Consider the following 15,549-nt stretch of genomic DNA (forward strand, 5'->3'; position numbering starts at 1 on the left):
CGTCTCCTGCCACGTCTGCCACCCGTCACTGGCCAACGACAACCTGGCCGGCATCGCGGTGGCGAAGTCGTGGTGTCGCGGTGTCGACGCACCGGGCTGTCAGTGGGCCGCGTGGGCCCATTCGCCGATGACGGGGACGCAGTCCTCGGCGAAGTACTCGTAGTCGGCGGCGGTGTTGTAGACGTGTGCGGACAGCCGCATGTAGCCGATGCCGTCGAAGCTGGTGAAGGCCGCCTCCACGCCCAGTTCGTGGGCCGCTCGGTCGCGCAGCGCGTCCGCCTCGATCCGGCTGGCGGCCAGCCCCTCGGGCAGCCGGACGAGCCGCATCCCGGGAACGGGCATGCCCACGTCGACGGTGCCGGGGACGGCGCCGAGTTCGGCGAAGGCGGCTCCGACAAGGCGCTCGGCGTAGCCGGCCAGGTCGTCCATGTACTGGCGAGCGGTGTCCCAGCCCCAGGTGCGGTCGACGAAGTCCAGTGCCGTCGACGCGGCGAGATAGCCGGTGACGTCCACCGTGCCCTGCTGGTCGAAGCGGTCGGGATAGGGATCGGGGGCGCCCCACGAGTCGATCAGCGGATAGAGGTCCTCGCGCTGCGCGCCTCGTGCGACCAGCGCTGCGGTCCCGCGCGGCGCGCAGCCCCACTTGTGCAGGTTGCCGACCCAGAAGTCGCACGTCAGGCCGTCGAGCGGGGCGGCGATCAGGCCGGGGGCGTGCGCGGCGTCCACGAGCAGGGGGATCCCGCGCCGCGCGGCCTCGGCGCCGATCCGCTCGACCGGCATCCGGCGGGCGGTCGCCGAGGTGATCTGGTCGACGACGATCAGGTCCGTGGCGTCGTCGGTCTCCGCCATCACGGCTTCGTAGGCCTGCTCCTCGTCCGCGTCGAGCGGCACCCTGGCGGTGCGGACCTCGCCGCCCCAGCGCCGGGCCAGCCGTTCGGCACCCATGGTCACGGCCCCGTAGCCGTGGTCGGTGACGACGATCGCGCCTCCGCGTCGGCGCGGGAGAGCGTTGAGTACGACGCTGACTCCGGCGCTCGCGTTGGGCACCAGGGCGAGGTCGTCGGGGGTGGCCCGCAGGAAGGCCGCGAGGTCGACCCGGGCGTCGGCGATCTTCTGCGGCAGTGCGGGGAACCACACCACCGGGGAGCTGTCCATCTCGGCCCTCAGTTCGTTCTGCCGCTCCTGCGCCACCAGCGGGACCGCCCCGAACGAGCCGTGGTTCAGGTGCTTCATGACGGGGTCCAGCGACCACGCCCGGGCGGCGGGCCGGCCGTCCGCCAGCAGCAGGGGACGCGGGGCGGTGGTGACCTCGGTCTCGCTCACATCACTCCACATCTACCGAACCCGAGTGCCACCAGACATCAGAGGATGACGGCGACACGTATGATGACTCGGCATCCTGGCAGGCGTTTTCCGGCCTCGCAAGGGTCATGCAGCGAAAGTCATCAGATGACTCCCGGCCGATACATCCGAGACATCAGATGACTGACTACAGTGCCCGAGGGTTTCGGTGGTGCCGCCGGCCTGTCAGGGGAGGAATCGGATGTCCGCAGTCGACAAGGCGTTCCACGGTCTGCGTCACATGATCGCGACGGGGCGCCTGGGCCCGGGAGACCGCATCCCGCCCGAGGCCGAGCTCGGCGAGGAACTGGGCGTCTCGCGGGGTCCGTTGCGCGAGGCCGTACGGATGCTCGCGGCCCTCGGTGTGGTGGAGCCGCGGCACGGCTCGGGCACCTACGTCTCCCAGCTCCGGCCCGAGGACGTCATCGGAAGCCTCTCGCTGACCCTCGAACTCCTGCCGCTGTCGGGCCTGTTGGAGGTCTACGAGATCCGGCGGGTGCTGGAGGCACACGTGGCCGCCAAGGCCGCCGCGCGCCGGACCCCCGAGACGGTGAAGACGCTCTACTCGCTCATCGAGTCCATGGAGGCCACCGAGGACCCCACCGAGGCCTCGGAGCTCGACCACCGCTTCCACGCCGAGGTGGCGCGGGCCGCCGAGAACCCCACGCTCGCCTCCCTGCTCGCGGTCTTCCGCGCCCGCTCCCGCAAGTACCAGGTCTTCACCCTCCCCGAGGGCCCGGAGATGCGGCGCAAGAGCGACGCGGACCACCGGGTCCTCGCCACGGCGATCGCCGACCGCGACCCGGGCGCCGCCGCCGGCGCGGCCGAGGCGCACGTCGCCCAGACGGAGCGGTGGCTGCGCGCCTTCATGCCTCCGGTGGAGGAGAACGACGGCGGACCGGACGACGCCCCGAGCTGACGCGCCCCGCTCTCGTAGCGCGGTCGGGCACGGTCCTTCGTAGCGGAGTCGGCCTCAGCTGAGTCGCCCGTAGCCGAGTCGTCCGTTACGGAGTCATCCGTAACGGCTGAAGAGTGCCTGGAGGTAGTCCTCCAGCCGGTCGGTGAGCGTCATGGGTGTCAGGTCGTGCCGGCCGAGCTCCCGCCAGGGCCCGGCGACCTTCTCCGCGTCCGGTGCGAAGGCGAGGGCATCCAGCAGACGCCAGTACAGGTGGGCTCCGGGCTCCCCGTCGAGCGCTCCCCCGGCTGCCACATAGTCGTCGGCCAGGCGCATTCCGGCGTCGACGCCGTGCAGCAGGGCGAGCGCGGTGGAGCAGTGGGCCACGTCCAGGTCGGCCGGACCCCAGGAGGTTTCCACCCAGTCCACGACCCCGGTGACCGCCAAATCCGCGCCGTGGCCGGTGAAGAGGACATTGCCGGGATGAAAGTCGCGGTGCAGGAATCAGGCCCGGTAGGGCGGAGGCGGTCGACGGATGACATCCACGACCCGTTGCCACAGCTCGGGCCGCAGCGTGCCTTCGGGCAACCGCACGCGACCGGCTGCCGTCCAAGCCTGGTACGTACGCGGTCGTGTCCGCGTCGGCACGAACAGCCCATGGATGTCGACGAGTTGCCGAGCCAGCAGCTCGGTCCTGCGGGGCACGTCCTCTTCGTCCAGCCTGACGCGTCCCGGCAGCCAGGACATCAGGAGCGAGGGATGGTCGCAGTGCGCGATCATCGTCGACTCGTGGGAGTCGGCCAGGACGACGACGGATCACTGCGGCCGGTGGCGGGCTGGCATCTCACTTCGGCGGTCGTCGAGATGGACGACGTGATCGACCGGATCGTGCGCGACCATGCCACCACCCCCGCGCAGTCTCCGGACGGGCTCTGGTTCGAGGGGTGCGCGGACGTGGTGGCGCTCTACAGTCGTGTCGGCTCCGCGACACTGTTCGACGGCGCCTGGCGACTGCGGCCCATCGCCGACCGCCGCACGGTGTGGCGCGGCCACCGCGCGCACTCGATCGCCGTCATCATCGACCTCGCGGACGGCCGGAGTCTCGGCGCTGTCGACAACTCCCCTACAGGGACCACCCATTGGGTCGTCTGCCGGATCGAGGAAGCACCGTCCGACAGTGAGGACACGAACCGCCCGCGCCTCCACCTCGTCGACGAGCCGAACGAGGTCCCTGTGTACGGCACTTCACTCGCCTTCCTCCTCGACGCGGCCCTGGACTCGGGCGGTGACATCGCGCACCTGGAGACCGGCCGACTCGACGAACTGGACCGCGGCGTCGTCTGACCGGGGCGACCGGATCCAGGGTTCGGGAGCCGGCGGGCGGCGCGCCGCCGGGCGAGCCGCCCGGTCGGACCACCGGTGTCAGGCGCTGTACTGGTGCGCCGGATACGTCAGATATCCGGCGTCGCCGCCCTGGTAGTAGGTCGCCTCGTCGACGGGCGCGACGGGGACACCCGTGCGCAGGCGTTCCACCAGGTCGGGATTGGCGATGAAGCCGCGGCCGAAGCTGACGAGGTCCGCGCCCAGACCGAGCCAGTGGTCGGCCTCGGACCTGCCGGTCTGCTTGGGGCCCATGGGGACGACCGGGTTCATGACGAGTGTCCCCGGCCAGGCACGGCGGAGCGCGACCAGCACCTCTTCGTCCGAGGTCGCTTCGAGATGGACGTACGCCAACTCCAGCCGGGCCAACTCGCCGAGCAGGGCGGTGTAGAGCTCCGTGACGTCCGACTCCCGCACGCCCCAGAAGGTCCCGCCCGGGGAGAGCCGGATGCCCGTGCGCGCCGCGCCGACCGCCTCGACGGTCGCGGACACCGCTTCGACGGCGAACCTGATCCGGTGGGCCACAGAGCCTCCGTACCGGTCCGTGCGCAGGTTGGCGTTGGTGGAGAGGAACTGCGAGATCAGGTATCCGTTGGCTCCGTGCAGTTCCACTCCGTCGAATCCCGCGTCCACGGCCCGGCGTGCCGCGTCGGCGTAGGAGCGGGCGTGCTCCGGGACTTCCGGGGTCTCCAGCGCGCGGGGCACGGGTGCGGGCTGGGGTCCGTTCGGCGTGAACACGTCGCCGACGGCGGGCACGGCGGACGGGCCGACGGGCCGCATGCCCGTGGTGTCGGGATGCGAGACGCGCCCGCCGTGCATGAGCTGGGCGAAGATCCGCCCTCCGTTGGCGTGCACGGCATCTGTCACCGGCTGCCACGAGGCCTGCTGCTCCTCGGTGTGCAGACCGGGCGTGCCCGGGTTGGACTGCCCGATCAGACTCGGCTGGACCCCCTCGGTCACGATCAGCCCGGCGGTCGCACGCTGGGCGTAGTAGGTCGCCATCGACGGCGTCGCGAGGCCCCCTGCAGCCGCCCTCACCCGAGTCATGGGGGCCATCACGACACGGTTGGGCAGCGTCAGTTCGCCTAGCTGATGGCGCTGGAACAGGCTCGTCACTTCAGGACTCCTTCGCGATCCGTCGGCCCGGGTTCCGGGCACAGCGGTTACGCTAAAACCTGACATTGACGTCAGAGGCAAGGCCTGTGTCGCAGGTCACAACGGAGAGCGGGGAGAACGGCATGCGCATCGGAGAGCTCGCGGAACGGGCCGGCGTCAGCGTCCGGTCGCTGCGTTACTACGAGGAACAGGGCCTGCTCACCAGCACCCGCAGCGCCAGTGGCCAGCGGCACTACACGGACTACGAGGTCGAGCGGGTCACATTCATCCAGCGGCTGTACGCGGCCGGCCTGTCCAGCCGGACCATCACCGAACTGCTCCCCTGCGTCGACTCTCCCAGCGAGGAGAACTCGGACGCCGCCCTCGAACGCATGGGCCAGGAACGCGACCGGCTCACGGCGCACATCGCGGAACTCGTTCAGACCCGCGATGCCCTGGACGGCCTGATGACCTCGGCTCGAGCACACCGCGACCAGTACCAGGGGGCCGCCTCCGCCTGACGCCGCCGCCCGCGCTCCGCCCGACGCGGTGACACGCGACAAAGCGGGCCTCACCATGTACGTATGACGGACGAGACGATCGTGAACACGCATCAGGCCGAGGCCTGGAACGGCTATGAGGGCACCCACTGGGCCGATCACCAGAAGCGCTACGACAATCTCAACGACGCCGCCAACGAGCCTCTTCTGGCCGCCGCCCGTATCAAGGACACGGACGCGGTCCTCGACATCGGCTGCGGCAACGGACGTCTCACCCGCCTCGCGGCCGGCCGAGGAGACCATGCCCTCGGTGTCGACCTGTCCGTGCCGATGCTGGAGCGGGCCAGGGCGAGCGCCGCCGACCAGAAGCTCGACAACGTCTCCTTCGTACAGGGCGACGCCCAGGTGTATCCCTTTCCCGAGGCGGGTTTCGACGTGGCGCTCAGCCGCTTCGGGGTGATGTTCTTCGCCGATCCGGTGGCCGCGTTCGCCAACGTCGGACGGGCTCTGCGGCCGGGCGGACGCCTCGCCTTCGTCTGCCCGCAGGCCTTCAGCCGAATGGAACAGTCCGTCATCTTTGCCGCCGTCGCCGAGCATGTGCCCCTGCCCGACCTGTCCCAGGACACGAAGACAGGCCCCGCCTCCTTCGCCGACCCCGAGCGCACCACGGGCGTGCTGCGCGACGCCGGGTTCGAGGACGCCGACGCCGAGGCGATCGAACGGACTCAGCTGTGGGGCGCGGACGCGGAGGACGCCGCGACCTTCCTCTTCGGCTGGGGCCCCATGCGGCACTGGCTGCGGGACACCGACCCGCAGGCCACGGAGCGTGCCCGGCGCGCGGCGGTCGATGCCTTCCGCGCCTACGAGTCGGACACCGGCGTACGGCTGACATCGCGACTCTGGCTGGTGACCGCCACCTGGCCGGGAGTCGCGTGAACAAGCCGACCGCGGGGCGGGAGCAGCGATGGAAATGGGGGTATCGGCATGAACCGGCCGCTTCTCTACCTCGACGTGGACGGGCCGCTCAACCCCTACGCCGCCAAGCCGCACCGGCGGCCCGCGGGGTATGGCACGCATCGGATGAAGCCCGAGGGCTGGATCTCCCAGCACCCCGGTACACCGCGGGCCCATGTGAAGCCTCTGCGAGTGTGGCTCAACCCCGAACACGGTTCCCGGCTAAGGGAGTTGGGCGAGCAGTATGACCTGGTGTGGGCAACCACCTGGGGCGCGGAGGCCAACACGTTCATCGGGCCTGTCATCGGCCTTCCGCAGTTGCCGGTCGTGGACTGGCCCACGACACATGACATACGCCCGGACGGAACGTTCTGGAAGACCCGTCACCTCGTCGCACACGCCGAGGGCCGCCCGTTCGCCTGGGTCGACGACGACCTCGACGACACCGACCGCGCTTTCGTCGCCTCGCACCACGGGGGCCCGGCGCTTCTCCATCATGTCGACGCCCGGGTCGGGCTGCTCGACACCGACTTCGCCGTCCTCGACTCCTTCGCCCGCGGGCTGTGATCCTCGGCGGACCCGCTCGGGCCGTACAACCTCCGGGCAGCTCGGGGGTCTTCCTTTCCGGGGTGTGACATGGGATCGGAGCACCAGATCGCCTTCTTCCTGAGGGAGTTGGCGGGTCGGAATACGCAGCGTCGCGTGGCGGCGGCGAAGGGGCTGGGCAAGGTCGGCCGTCGCGAGCACGCCTGGGTGCTCGCCGAGACGGCCGGTGACCCGGTGCCCCAGGTGCGCGAGGCCGCGGCCATCGGCCTCGGCCGGCTCGGGGTGCCGGAGGCGGGCGAGAAGGTGTTGCCGCTCCTGATGGGCGACATGGATCCATGGGTGCGCCGCAGGGCCTCGCTCGCCGCGATCCACCTTGGGCTTCAGGGCGACGGGATCGTGCGTGCCTTCACGAAGCTGCTCGACGACCCGGAGCACCACGTCCGTATCAACGCTCTCGTCGGCCTGACGGCGTTGGGCGTGCCCGGCGATGTCCCGGCGCTGGTGAGCCTGCTCGGCGATCCGGACGGCGCTGTGTGGGGACGGGCCCGGAGCCTGATCTACGAGCTGAGGGACGATCCGGCCGTGAGGGCCGAGGTGATCCGGACGGCCCGGCACGGCGACGGCGCCGCACGCATTGAGGCACTCACGTTGCTGCCGCGCCGGTGCACCGAGCGACTGCTGGACTCGCTGCTCTCGGGGCTGCGCGACCCGTCACCCGATGTACGGATCGCGGTGGCGTCGCGGCTGTCCGGCGTGGAGACGCCGCAGATTCGTGAGGCCCTTGCCACCGCGCTCGACGGGGAACAGAGCCCGGCCGTGGCAGCTCGTCTGCTGCACATGCTGGAACAGCCGGGCGACCAGCAACTGATCGGCCCTGCACGGCGATGGCTTCGCGACCCCGTGGCCGGTCCGGCGGCCGCTCACGCGCTGGGAGAGGTGGACACCGGGACCGCCGTGGATCACCTGCGCGGCGTCATCGCCGACACGGCGATACCGGGACCGACCCGTGCCGCCGCCGCGAAAGCCATCGGCGAGTGCGGGAGATGGGACGCCGTGTGGCTCCTGCTCCCGTTGCTCGACGACCCTGACACGGACGTGCAGACAGGTGCCGTCGACGGCCTGGGCGCAGCCGTCTACGGCGGGCTGCGCCTCTGGGAACGTCGGCCCGTGACCCGGGCCCTGATCGCTCGCCTCACGGCCGAGCCGAGCACCGCCTGGCGGACGGGCTATGCCCTGATCGGGCTGGCGGACGCCCTGCCGGACCTGCGGCACCTGGCCGACAGCGCCGAGGAGACCGAGGTCCGGGCCGCGGTGCTCCCACTGCTCGTCCCGGAAGACCGCGATGGCCCGGGTCAGGACAACTACGGCGCCGAGGAGGACGTACGCCGCTTGGTGCGGGGGCTCGACGACCCTCAGGAGCCGGTCCGGTGCAGCGCCGCGCACGCTCTGAAGCAGTGGCTCGAGGTCGGCTTCGCGCCACCACCGGACCGCGATGCGCTGCACGAGCGACTCACGGCCCTCACCTCGGACCCGTCCCCGCGGCTGCGGCAGGTCGTGGCCGCCCTGCTCCAGGCCCTAGCGGATCCAGGTGGCCGGAACTGACCGCCACGGAAAACCACCTGACAGGTCGACGTGAGGGCGCTACTGTCGCTCGCGATGACGACTCACTCTGTTCACAGAATGGGGGTCCCGTCCGCGCAAGGTGAGTGCTGATGCTCACTGACACCGCGTACGAGGATCTCCGCCTTTCCTTCTGGCCGCGCGTGCGGGAGTTCGCCGTGCCGCCCTCCATGATCGAGACCGCATCCGCCCGCCGCCGTGCCGGGGACTGGGCAGGGGCGTGCGCCGCCGCCGGCGTCGACGTCGATCTCGATCTGCGGTCCCTGGCTCGTACCCGAGGCCGGGACCTCGCCGCCCAAGTCCGCGCGGATCTCCGCCACTTGGCTCCCGACCTGCTGCGCTGGCACCTGCCGAGGATCGCTCCCCACGGGTTGCTGCGCCCTGGCCTGACGATCGCCCTGACGCGGTACGACGCGGTGGAGCGTGACGGCCCGGGCACGCGGGCCAGCCCCGGCACGGTGTGTCTGGTGGTCCGGACGGCGCCCGCCTGGGCGGGCGCCGGTCAGCGCATCAGCCTCGCCCTGTGGGACGACTCCCATGCCGATGCCGGCAGCCGCCGTCACCCGCACCCCCGGCCGAACCGGCGGTTCCGCCTCGATCTGCACCGTCATCTGTGGGACGCGCGCAGGAGCGATGAGCTACGGGTCCGGTCGGGAGCCGATCGGCCGACCGGCAAGGGCCTTCCCTCGGTGACGGCAGGTGAGGGCCTCACCCTGGTGAACCCGGCTGTGCCGGAGCTGGAGCCGGTGCCGTGGGATCCACGTTGTGCCGTCGGCCGGTGGGCCGCCGAGGCAGAGATACTGCTCCGCGCCGAGGGACGGTCCACCGGAACCGTCGCCGTGCGGTTGGGATCCGGGCAGCGGTTGCTGCTGGACCTGGTCGCGGACGGCGAGGGCACGGGGGTGCCTGGATTCACCGTCGCGGTGGCGCCCACGAAAGGGGCCACCGCCGCGCTGCCGGTCCTGCCCGACGCGGCGACCTGGACGCTGCCCGACCTGGAACTGATCCGCAGTGGCTCGATCGAGATCGATCAGCTGCACCCGCTGGTCGCTTCGGCGTTGGTACCGGACCACTCCCCGACAGGTCCCTTCCGGACCCGCGAGCGGGCCCCCGCCCTGCCAGGGCAACCGCACCTCGTGGAATGCCGGGGAGAACAGCACCGGATCGGCCTGGTCGACGGTGTCCTGTCCCCACTGGACCACGACCCCGGTGAGATCCGCCGGGAGGAACTCCTGGCCGAGCTGACCGGCACACCACTCCCCTGCCTCCAGACCATCGACACGGCCCATCGTCGTCCGGACTGCCTCACCGGTGTCCGGGAACGCCTCCACCACGGCGACATCACCGGAGCACTGGCCGTCGTCGAGGGCCTGCTGGGTCCCGACGCACTGCTGCGCGACGGCGCGCTGCGGGACGAACTGGAGGCGGCCGCACGGCGGCGCATCATCTACGGGCTCTTCCGGGCGGACCTCGCCGGCCCGGGACCCGGCCGCGTCCGCCCGAGTCTGCCTCGCCCTCCCGGCCACCGCTCCCATCCACGCCACACGACCGGCCGCTGATCCAGGGACATCTCTCCCTGTCTTCCACTCGTGCCTGCTCTCTTCGCACCCCTGTCTTTACTCGCCCCTGCCTCACTCGCCGCTCCACGAACCCTCAGGTGATCAAACATGCCCTCATACAGCCCGTTCGCCGCGCCCAGCGCACCCTCCGACCCGACGCACCACATTTCCCAACTGGACATCGCAGGCGACCTGTTGGCCCGTCTGCGCGACACCACCACGGAACCGCGCCCCGACATCCAACTGGAGGCCCTCACGCTGGCCGTCGCCGCCGACCTGCCCGTCCTCCTGTGGGGCGAGCCGGGCATCGGCAAGACCGCGGCCCTGACACAACTCGCCGCGTCCCTGGACCTTCCGCTGACCACCGTCATCGCCAGCGTGCACGAGCCGTCGGACTTCTCCGGACTGCCCGTCATCGGCGACGATCCCGCGGAACAGGGCGTCCCGATGGCCCCGCCGGACTGGGCGGTCCGACTGGTACGGGCCGGCCGCGGGCTGCTGTTCCTGGACGAGTTGTCCACCGCGCCGCCGGCCGTGCAGGCCGCGCTGCTTCGCGTCGTACTCGAACGGCGCATCGGCGCCCTGCAGTTGCCTCCCGGCGTACGCATCGTGGCCGCCGCCAATCCGCGTTCCTCGGCGGCCGACGGCTGGGAGCTGAGCCCGCCCCTGGCCAACCGGTTCGTCCATCTCCAGTGGACCCATGACCACGACGTGGTGGTTCGCGGTCTGGGCGGGACCTGGCCGCGGGCCACACTGCCGCGGCTCGATCCGGAGCGGCTGCCGGAGGCGGTGAGCTTCGCCCGCCGTGCCGTGTGCGAACTCCTCTCCGCCCGCCCCGGCCTCGTACACCGGCTGCCGAGCAACGAGACGCGCCGGGGCGGGCCTTGGCCGTCACCCCGCAGCTGGGAGATGACCCTGTGCCTGATCGCCTTCGCGACCGCGGCCGGCTCCTCCAGGGAGGTGCTGTCCCTGCTCGTCAGGGGAACGGTGGGCGACGGCCCCGGTCTGGAACTGCTGGCCGGGCTGGACCGGATGGACCTCCCGGACCCCGAACTGCTGCTCGCCGATCCGGAGTCCGCCGCCCTGCCCGAGCGGGGCGATCTGCGCCAGGCCGTGCTCGACGGTGTCGTGGCCGCCGTCCGCAAACGCCCGGACAAGGCACGCTGGGACGCCGCGTGGGCGCTTCTGGTGCGGGCGCTGGACACCGGAGCCCCGGACCTGGTGGTCGTCCCGGCGACCACACTCGCCTCGCTGCGTCAGCAGGACTGGGACGTTCCGGCATCGATCGAAAGACTTGCCGGAGCGGTGTCCATCTCCCGGCGGGCAGACCGGGCGGCGGCCCGGGCCGCGGTCGCCACCGGGGCCCGCCGGTGATCCCGGATCCGCCGAGGGCGCTGGACCTCGACAAGCTCTTCGCCGCCCGGCTGCAGGCAGCCCGGGCCCGGCCCTACCTCGCGACGGCCCTGTTCGCCCTGCACACCGTGGAGTCGCGTTCGGTGCCGACGATGGCCGTCGACCGGCACTGGCGGTGCTATGTCTCCCCTGCGTTCGTGGATCACACACCGGTGGAGGAGCTGGCCGGTGTCTGGGTGCACGAGGTGTCGCACCTGCTGCGCGACCACCACGGGCGCAGTGACAGGGTCGCCAGGGAACGCGGACTGACCGGCCCCGGGGAAAGGCTGCGGATGAACATCGCCGCGGACTGCGAGATCAACGACGACGTGTACGGCGATGGGTTGGCCCGGCCCCAGGACGTCGTCGAGCCAGACTCCCTGGGACTGCCCCAGGGGCAGCTCATGGAGGACTACCTGCGGCAGTTCCGGCTCGGGCCGCGCACCCAGGACCACGCCTGGCTGGACTGCGGCAGTGGGGCGGACGGGCTGGACAGGGGGTGGGAGCTGGGGCCGAACGGCGCGCACGGCCTCAGCGCGCAGGAACGCGACGCGGTTCGGTTCCGAGTGGCGCAGGGCATCAAGGGCCGTCCGGGGAACGCCCCCAAGGCATGGCAGCGATGGGCCGACGAGGCGTTCCAACCACCGCAGCCGTGGCGGGAGTTGCTGGGCGCGGCGATCCGTTCGGCGACCTCGGGCTCCGGAGCGGGCCAGGACTACAGCTACGGCCGTCCGTCACGCCGGTCGGCCGGAGTGCCGGGCGTCGTGCTCCCCAGTCTCCGGCGCAGACCGCCCCGGGCCTCCGTGATCATCGACACCTCGGGCTCGGTCAGCGACGCCGAACTGGGCGGCGCTCTCCGCGAGGTTGCCGCGATCTCCCGTGCCGTGGGCGGCCGCCGGGACCTGGTCTCCGTGCTGCCGTGCGACGCGTCCGCCGAGGTGGTGCACCCGCTGTGCAGTGCCGAGGGGATTCCGCTGCTGGGCGGCGGGGGCACGGACCTGCGCACGGGCTTCGCCAAGGCGCTCCGTACCCATCCGCGGCCGGATGTCATCGTGGCCCTGACCGACGGTCAGACACCCTGGCCGAGCGCGCAGCCGTCCTGCCGGACGGTGGTAGGGCTGTTCCCCCGGCCGTACGACTCCGGGTCGTGGGACGAGGACGATCCGGGTTACGTCCCCGATACGCCGCCCACGTGGGCTCGTGTGGTGGAGATCGGCTCGGCTCCCGCCGGTAGGTGAGCCCTTCAGAGCAACTCTCGTACCAGGTTGCGGAGTTCACGCTCGTGGCCCGGTCGACATGATGTCCGGCTCGGCGGTCGACGTGATGTCCGGCTCGGCGATCCCGGCCGGACATCACGTCTGTGCGAAAGGACTGCGCGCCGACGCGAAAGACGGCATCCCGCGGCGCTGCAAGAGTCGTCACCAGGCCGAACCCGGGACCGTCCTCGGAGCGACGGTTCGACAGCAGCCCATTCCCACCACACCCCGGCCGCCCGCCCGACGGGCGAGTCCCGGGCGAGCACCGAAGGATCCGCATGACCTCGACCCCGCAGGTACAGACCGTCCGCGGCCCCGTGGCGGCAAGTGACCTCGGCGCCGTACTGACACACGGGCACGTCTTCGTTCTCAGCGAGGAACTCCGGCAGGCCCTTCCGGAGACCTGGGACGAGCAGGAACACATCAGCGACGCCGTGACCCGGCTGAAGGCCCTTACCGCGACCGGCGTCACCACCATCGTCGACCCCACTGTCATCGGACTCGGACGCAACGTCGCGCGAGTCGCCCTGGTGAACGAGCAGGTCGACCTCAACATCGTGGCGGCGACCGGCCTTTACACGCTGGCCGACGTCCCCGACTTCTTCCGGTACCACGGGCCGGGCACGATGCTCGGCGGCCCCGAGGGCATGACCGGCCTGTTCGTCCGCGAGCTCACCGAGGGCATCGCGGACACGGACATCAGGGCCGCGTTCCTGAAGTGCGCGATCGAGGAGCAACTCACCCCGGGAGTGGAGCGGGTGATGCGAGCGGTGGCTCAGGCCCATCTGCGTACCGGCGCTCCGATCACGGTGCACACCAGCGCGAGTGCCCGTACGGGCCTCGTCGCGCAGGACGTCCTGCGGAGCGAGGGCGTGGACCTCGGGGCGGTCGTCATCGGCCACAGCGGCGACACCGCCGGCCTGGACTATCTGCACCAGCTCATCGACAACGGCTCGTACGTCGGCATGGACCGCTTCGGTCTCGACATCCTCCTGCCCGGCGACCAGCGGGTGGCGACCGTCGCGACGCTCACGCACGAAGGGTTCGCCGAGCGGATGGTCCTGTCGCACGACGCGTCGTGCCACATCGACTGGTTCCCGCCCGGCGTACGGGAACAGATCGCGCCGAACTGGCACTACACGCACCTGCACGACGAGGTGCTCCCGGCGCTGCGCCGCGCCGGCGTCACCGAGGCGCAGCTCACCACCATGCTGGTCGACAATCCCCGCCGGTACTTCAGCCCGCCCGACAGTTAGCCACACCTGGCTTCGCGAGGTGTCATGCCGAACTCCGAACGGAACGCGGTGGCGAACGAGGCATGGCTGCCGAAACCGCAGGAATGGGCGATCTCCGCGATCGAGTACGTGGACCAACTCGCACTGGCCAGACGGGATCGGGCGACGTTCAGCCGTTCGCGGCGGATGAGGTCGCGCGCAGTGGTGTTGGCCGCCTGCAGCACCTGCTGGACATAGCGCGCCGACCAGCCGAGCGCCCGCGCGACGCCGACGACGTCCAGGTCCCTGTCGCAGGCATGCTCGCGGATGTAGCGCCGGATCGCTGCCTCGACCGTCGCTCGTTGCCCGGTGGGCGCCGAGTCGTTGCCGCCCTCCGCGGCCAGACACACCAGGTCCAGCAGCCGGTCGCACGCGATGTCGAAGGCCTACTCGGAGAGTTGCTCGCGCTCCTCGTGCAGTGTGGTCGTCAACTGCCGGACGACTCGGCCCAGTCCGTTGGCTCCGCTGAGCATGTGCGGCCCCCCGGCCGCGACACGGCTGCGTCCGGCGACGTTCCGGCCGGGCATGAGGAAGGAGATCCCCACGAGATCGTCACCGTGCGCGAACGTCAGCGGGCGGTCGATGTCGCACAGCACCATGCTGCCGGGCCCTATCTCACCGGACGACGAACCCTGTTCGACCCAGGCCGTCCCGGCGAGCGGTACGAGGAGTTCGTACATCCGCAGCCATGGGCCGATGGCCGCCGGGTCGCGGACGTCGCCCACGTGGCGGAGCACGGTCACGGCCGCGTCCTGGAGCACGTCGTCGACGTCGGGCCTGGCCCCAGGATGCTCAGTGCCACCGCGCGCATGCCTGCACGGTGGCGTTCCAGCAGCTGACCCAGCGCAGTGACGTCACCCGCCTGCGCGGCACGCGTGAGCACCGCGTCCTCCAGACGTACGGCGTCAACTGCGCTCGGGCCCATGGGTGTTCCTCTTCCAGCGTCTCCCGTCCTGCGTGCGACCGTACTGTGGGCGGCCCGGTGGCGTCACGGCCGCCCCGGGAAAGCCGAGTTCGGTCTTCAGTCGTCCTGCACGGTGATCTGCCGCTCCTGGTCGGGGAGGCGGAGGAGTGCCGCCCCCAGCGGGGTGAGGGTGTGCAGGACGGTGTTCGCGTGACGGTGGCTGGCGATGAGTCCCGAGTCGCGCAGCACCGTCGTGTGGTGGCTGGCGTTGGCGGGAGACACCGAGACCGCGCGGGCGATCTCCGAGTTGGTGGCGCCGTACGTCACCGCGAGCAGTACCGCGGCGCGGGTGCGTCCGAGCAGTGCCGACAACGGCGCCTCGGCCGCGCTTTGCTCGGGCATGGGGCCTGCCGATGCCAGCGGGTACAACAGGACGGGCGGCAGATCGGGGTCGGCGAAGGAGACCGGCTTCTGCCAGCAGAAGTACGAGGGGATCAGGACCAGACCGCGGCCGCCCAGGTGCAGATCACGATCGACGCCGCCCACGTACTCCACCTCCAGGACGGGGGCTCTCCAGCGCATGGCCGGCCCCAGTCCCCCGAGCAGCCCCTCCGCTCCGCCGTGCAGCAGATCGCGGCCCCGGCGGGCGCACTCGGCGTCGACGCGGGCCTGCATACGGTCGCTGTAGGGGGCGATGGCCGCGTTGTGGTACTTGCGCAGCGCCGCCACCAAGTCCCCGCGCACGTCCTTGTCGGCCAGGCGGTACATGTCCGTCGGCACCTTCCTCACCTGGGCCAGCAGACCGATCTCGTGCCGGACCCGGGCGGGCGGTG

Annotated in this window: 15 protein-coding genes and 3 pseudogenes; 11 read left to right on the forward strand and 7 right to left on the reverse strand. The window is 71.2% G+C overall.

Annotated features, from left to right (window positions below):
- Window positions 1-73 (forward strand): annotated as a pseudogene (locus O3Q52_RS32045) (DUF4910 domain-containing protein); the annotation flags it as partial.
- 26 nt (window positions 74-99) lie between these two features.
- On the opposite strand, the gene O3Q52_RS32050 reads toward O3Q52_RS32045, so the two are convergent.
- Window positions 100-1,323, reverse strand: coding sequence for an aminotransferase class V-fold PLP-dependent enzyme (locus tag O3Q52_RS32050; protein ID WP_269652183.1), 1,224 nt, complete (start codon window positions 1,321-1,323; stop codon window positions 100-102).
- 220 nt (window positions 1,324-1,543) lie between these two features.
- Here O3Q52_RS32050 and O3Q52_RS32055 point away from each other — a divergent pair, with 220 nt between their 5' ends.
- Entirely contained in the window at window positions 1,544-2,260 is a 717-nt protein-coding gene (locus tag O3Q52_RS32055) for a FadR/GntR family transcriptional regulator (protein ID WP_269652184.1), read from the forward strand.
- A gap of 93 nt (window positions 2,261-2,353) precedes the next feature.
- Here O3Q52_RS32055 and O3Q52_RS32060 read toward each other — a convergent pair.
- Window positions 2,354-3,007: pseudogene (locus tag O3Q52_RS32060) on the reverse strand (phosphotransferase family protein); the annotation flags it as partial.
- An 18-nt stretch (window positions 3,008-3,025) separates the two neighbouring features.
- On the opposite strand from O3Q52_RS32060, the gene O3Q52_RS32065 reads away from it, so the two are divergent.
- Window positions 3,026-3,580 (forward strand): hypothetical protein, encoded by a 555-nt coding sequence (locus tag O3Q52_RS32065; RefSeq protein WP_269652185.1) that lies wholly within the window; start codon window positions 3,026-3,028, stop codon window positions 3,578-3,580.
- A 78-nt stretch (window positions 3,581-3,658) separates the two neighbouring features.
- On the opposite strand, the gene O3Q52_RS32070 is transcribed toward O3Q52_RS32065, so the two are convergent.
- Window positions 3,659-4,732: an alkene reductase gene (locus O3Q52_RS32070; RefSeq protein ID WP_269652186.1), complete on the reverse strand. Its 1,074-nt coding sequence runs from the start codon at window positions 4,730-4,732 to the stop codon at window positions 3,659-3,661.
- Between the two features lie 122 nt (window positions 4,733-4,854).
- Here O3Q52_RS32070 and O3Q52_RS32075 point away from each other — a divergent pair, with 122 nt between their 5' ends.
- From O3Q52_RS32075 to O3Q52_RS32110, 8 genes are all read left to right on the forward strand, one after another.
- On the forward strand, window positions 4,855-5,232 hold the full coding sequence (locus O3Q52_RS32075) for a MerR family transcriptional regulator (protein WP_269652187.1): 378 nt from the start codon (window positions 4,855-4,857) through the stop codon (window positions 5,230-5,232).
- A 63-nt stretch (window positions 5,233-5,295) separates the two neighbouring features.
- Entirely contained in the window at window positions 5,296-6,147 is an 852-nt protein-coding gene (locus O3Q52_RS32080) for a class I SAM-dependent methyltransferase (protein WP_269652188.1), read from the forward strand.
- A 48-nt stretch (window positions 6,148-6,195) separates the two neighbouring features.
- Entirely contained in the window at window positions 6,196-6,732 is a 537-nt protein-coding gene (locus O3Q52_RS32085) for a hypothetical protein (protein WP_269652189.1), read from the forward strand.
- 69 nt (window positions 6,733-6,801) lie between these two features.
- On the forward strand, window positions 6,802-8,313 hold the full coding sequence (locus O3Q52_RS32090; protein WP_269652190.1) for a HEAT repeat domain-containing protein: 1,512 nt from the start codon (window positions 6,802-6,804) through the stop codon (window positions 8,311-8,313).
- A 110-nt stretch (window positions 8,314-8,423) separates the two neighbouring features.
- Window positions 8,424-9,890, forward strand: a complete 1,467-nt coding sequence (locus O3Q52_RS32095; RefSeq protein ID WP_269652191.1) for a hypothetical protein — start codon at window positions 8,424-8,426, stop codon at window positions 9,888-9,890.
- A gap of 108 nt (window positions 9,891-9,998) precedes the next feature.
- The gene (locus O3Q52_RS32100) at window positions 9,999-11,264 is read left to right on the forward strand and encodes a MoxR family ATPase (RefSeq protein WP_269652192.1); all 1,266 of its coding nucleotides are present in this window, start codon (window positions 9,999-10,001) and stop codon (window positions 11,262-11,264) included.
- A complete protein-coding gene (locus tag O3Q52_RS32105; protein ID WP_269652193.1) occupies window positions 11,261-12,520 on the forward strand; it encodes a VWA-like domain-containing protein in 1,260 nt (419 codons plus the stop codon). The genes O3Q52_RS32100 and O3Q52_RS32105 overlap by 4 nt, the downstream gene beginning before the upstream one ends.
- Window positions 12,521-12,816: 296 nt before the next feature.
- The gene (locus tag O3Q52_RS32110) at window positions 12,817-13,794 is read left to right on the forward strand and encodes a phosphotriesterase (RefSeq protein ID WP_269652194.1); all 978 of its coding nucleotides are present in this window, start codon (window positions 12,817-12,819) and stop codon (window positions 13,792-13,794) included.
- Here the strand turns inward: O3Q52_RS32110 and O3Q52_RS32115 are convergent.
- The 4 genes and pseudogenes from O3Q52_RS32115 to O3Q52_RS32130 form a co-directional block, all read right to left on the reverse strand.
- Window positions 13,791-14,162, reverse strand: a complete 372-nt coding sequence (locus O3Q52_RS32115) for a helix-turn-helix transcriptional regulator (RefSeq protein ID WP_269652195.1) — start codon at window positions 14,160-14,162, stop codon at window positions 13,791-13,793. The genes O3Q52_RS32110 and O3Q52_RS32115 overlap by 4 nt on opposite strands.
- Before the next feature lie 36 nt (window positions 14,163-14,198).
- Window positions 14,199-14,492, reverse strand: coding sequence for a hypothetical protein (locus O3Q52_RS32120; RefSeq protein ID WP_269652197.1), 294 nt, complete (start codon window positions 14,490-14,492; stop codon window positions 14,199-14,201).
- Window positions 14,490-14,737: pseudogene (locus O3Q52_RS32125) on the reverse strand (RNA polymerase sigma factor); the annotation flags it as partial. The gene O3Q52_RS32120 and the pseudogene O3Q52_RS32125, both read right to left, overlap by 3 nt.
- A gap of 96 nt (window positions 14,738-14,833) precedes the next feature.
- On the reverse strand, window positions 14,834-15,549 hold a 716-nt coding region (locus tag O3Q52_RS32130), incomplete at its 5' end, for a helix-turn-helix transcriptional regulator (protein ID WP_269652196.1).

This window comes from Streptomyces sp. ActVer (assembly GCF_027270795.1).
Taxonomy (GTDB): domain Bacteria; phylum Actinomycetota; class Actinomycetes; order Streptomycetales; family Streptomycetaceae; genus Streptomyces; species Streptomyces umbrinus_A.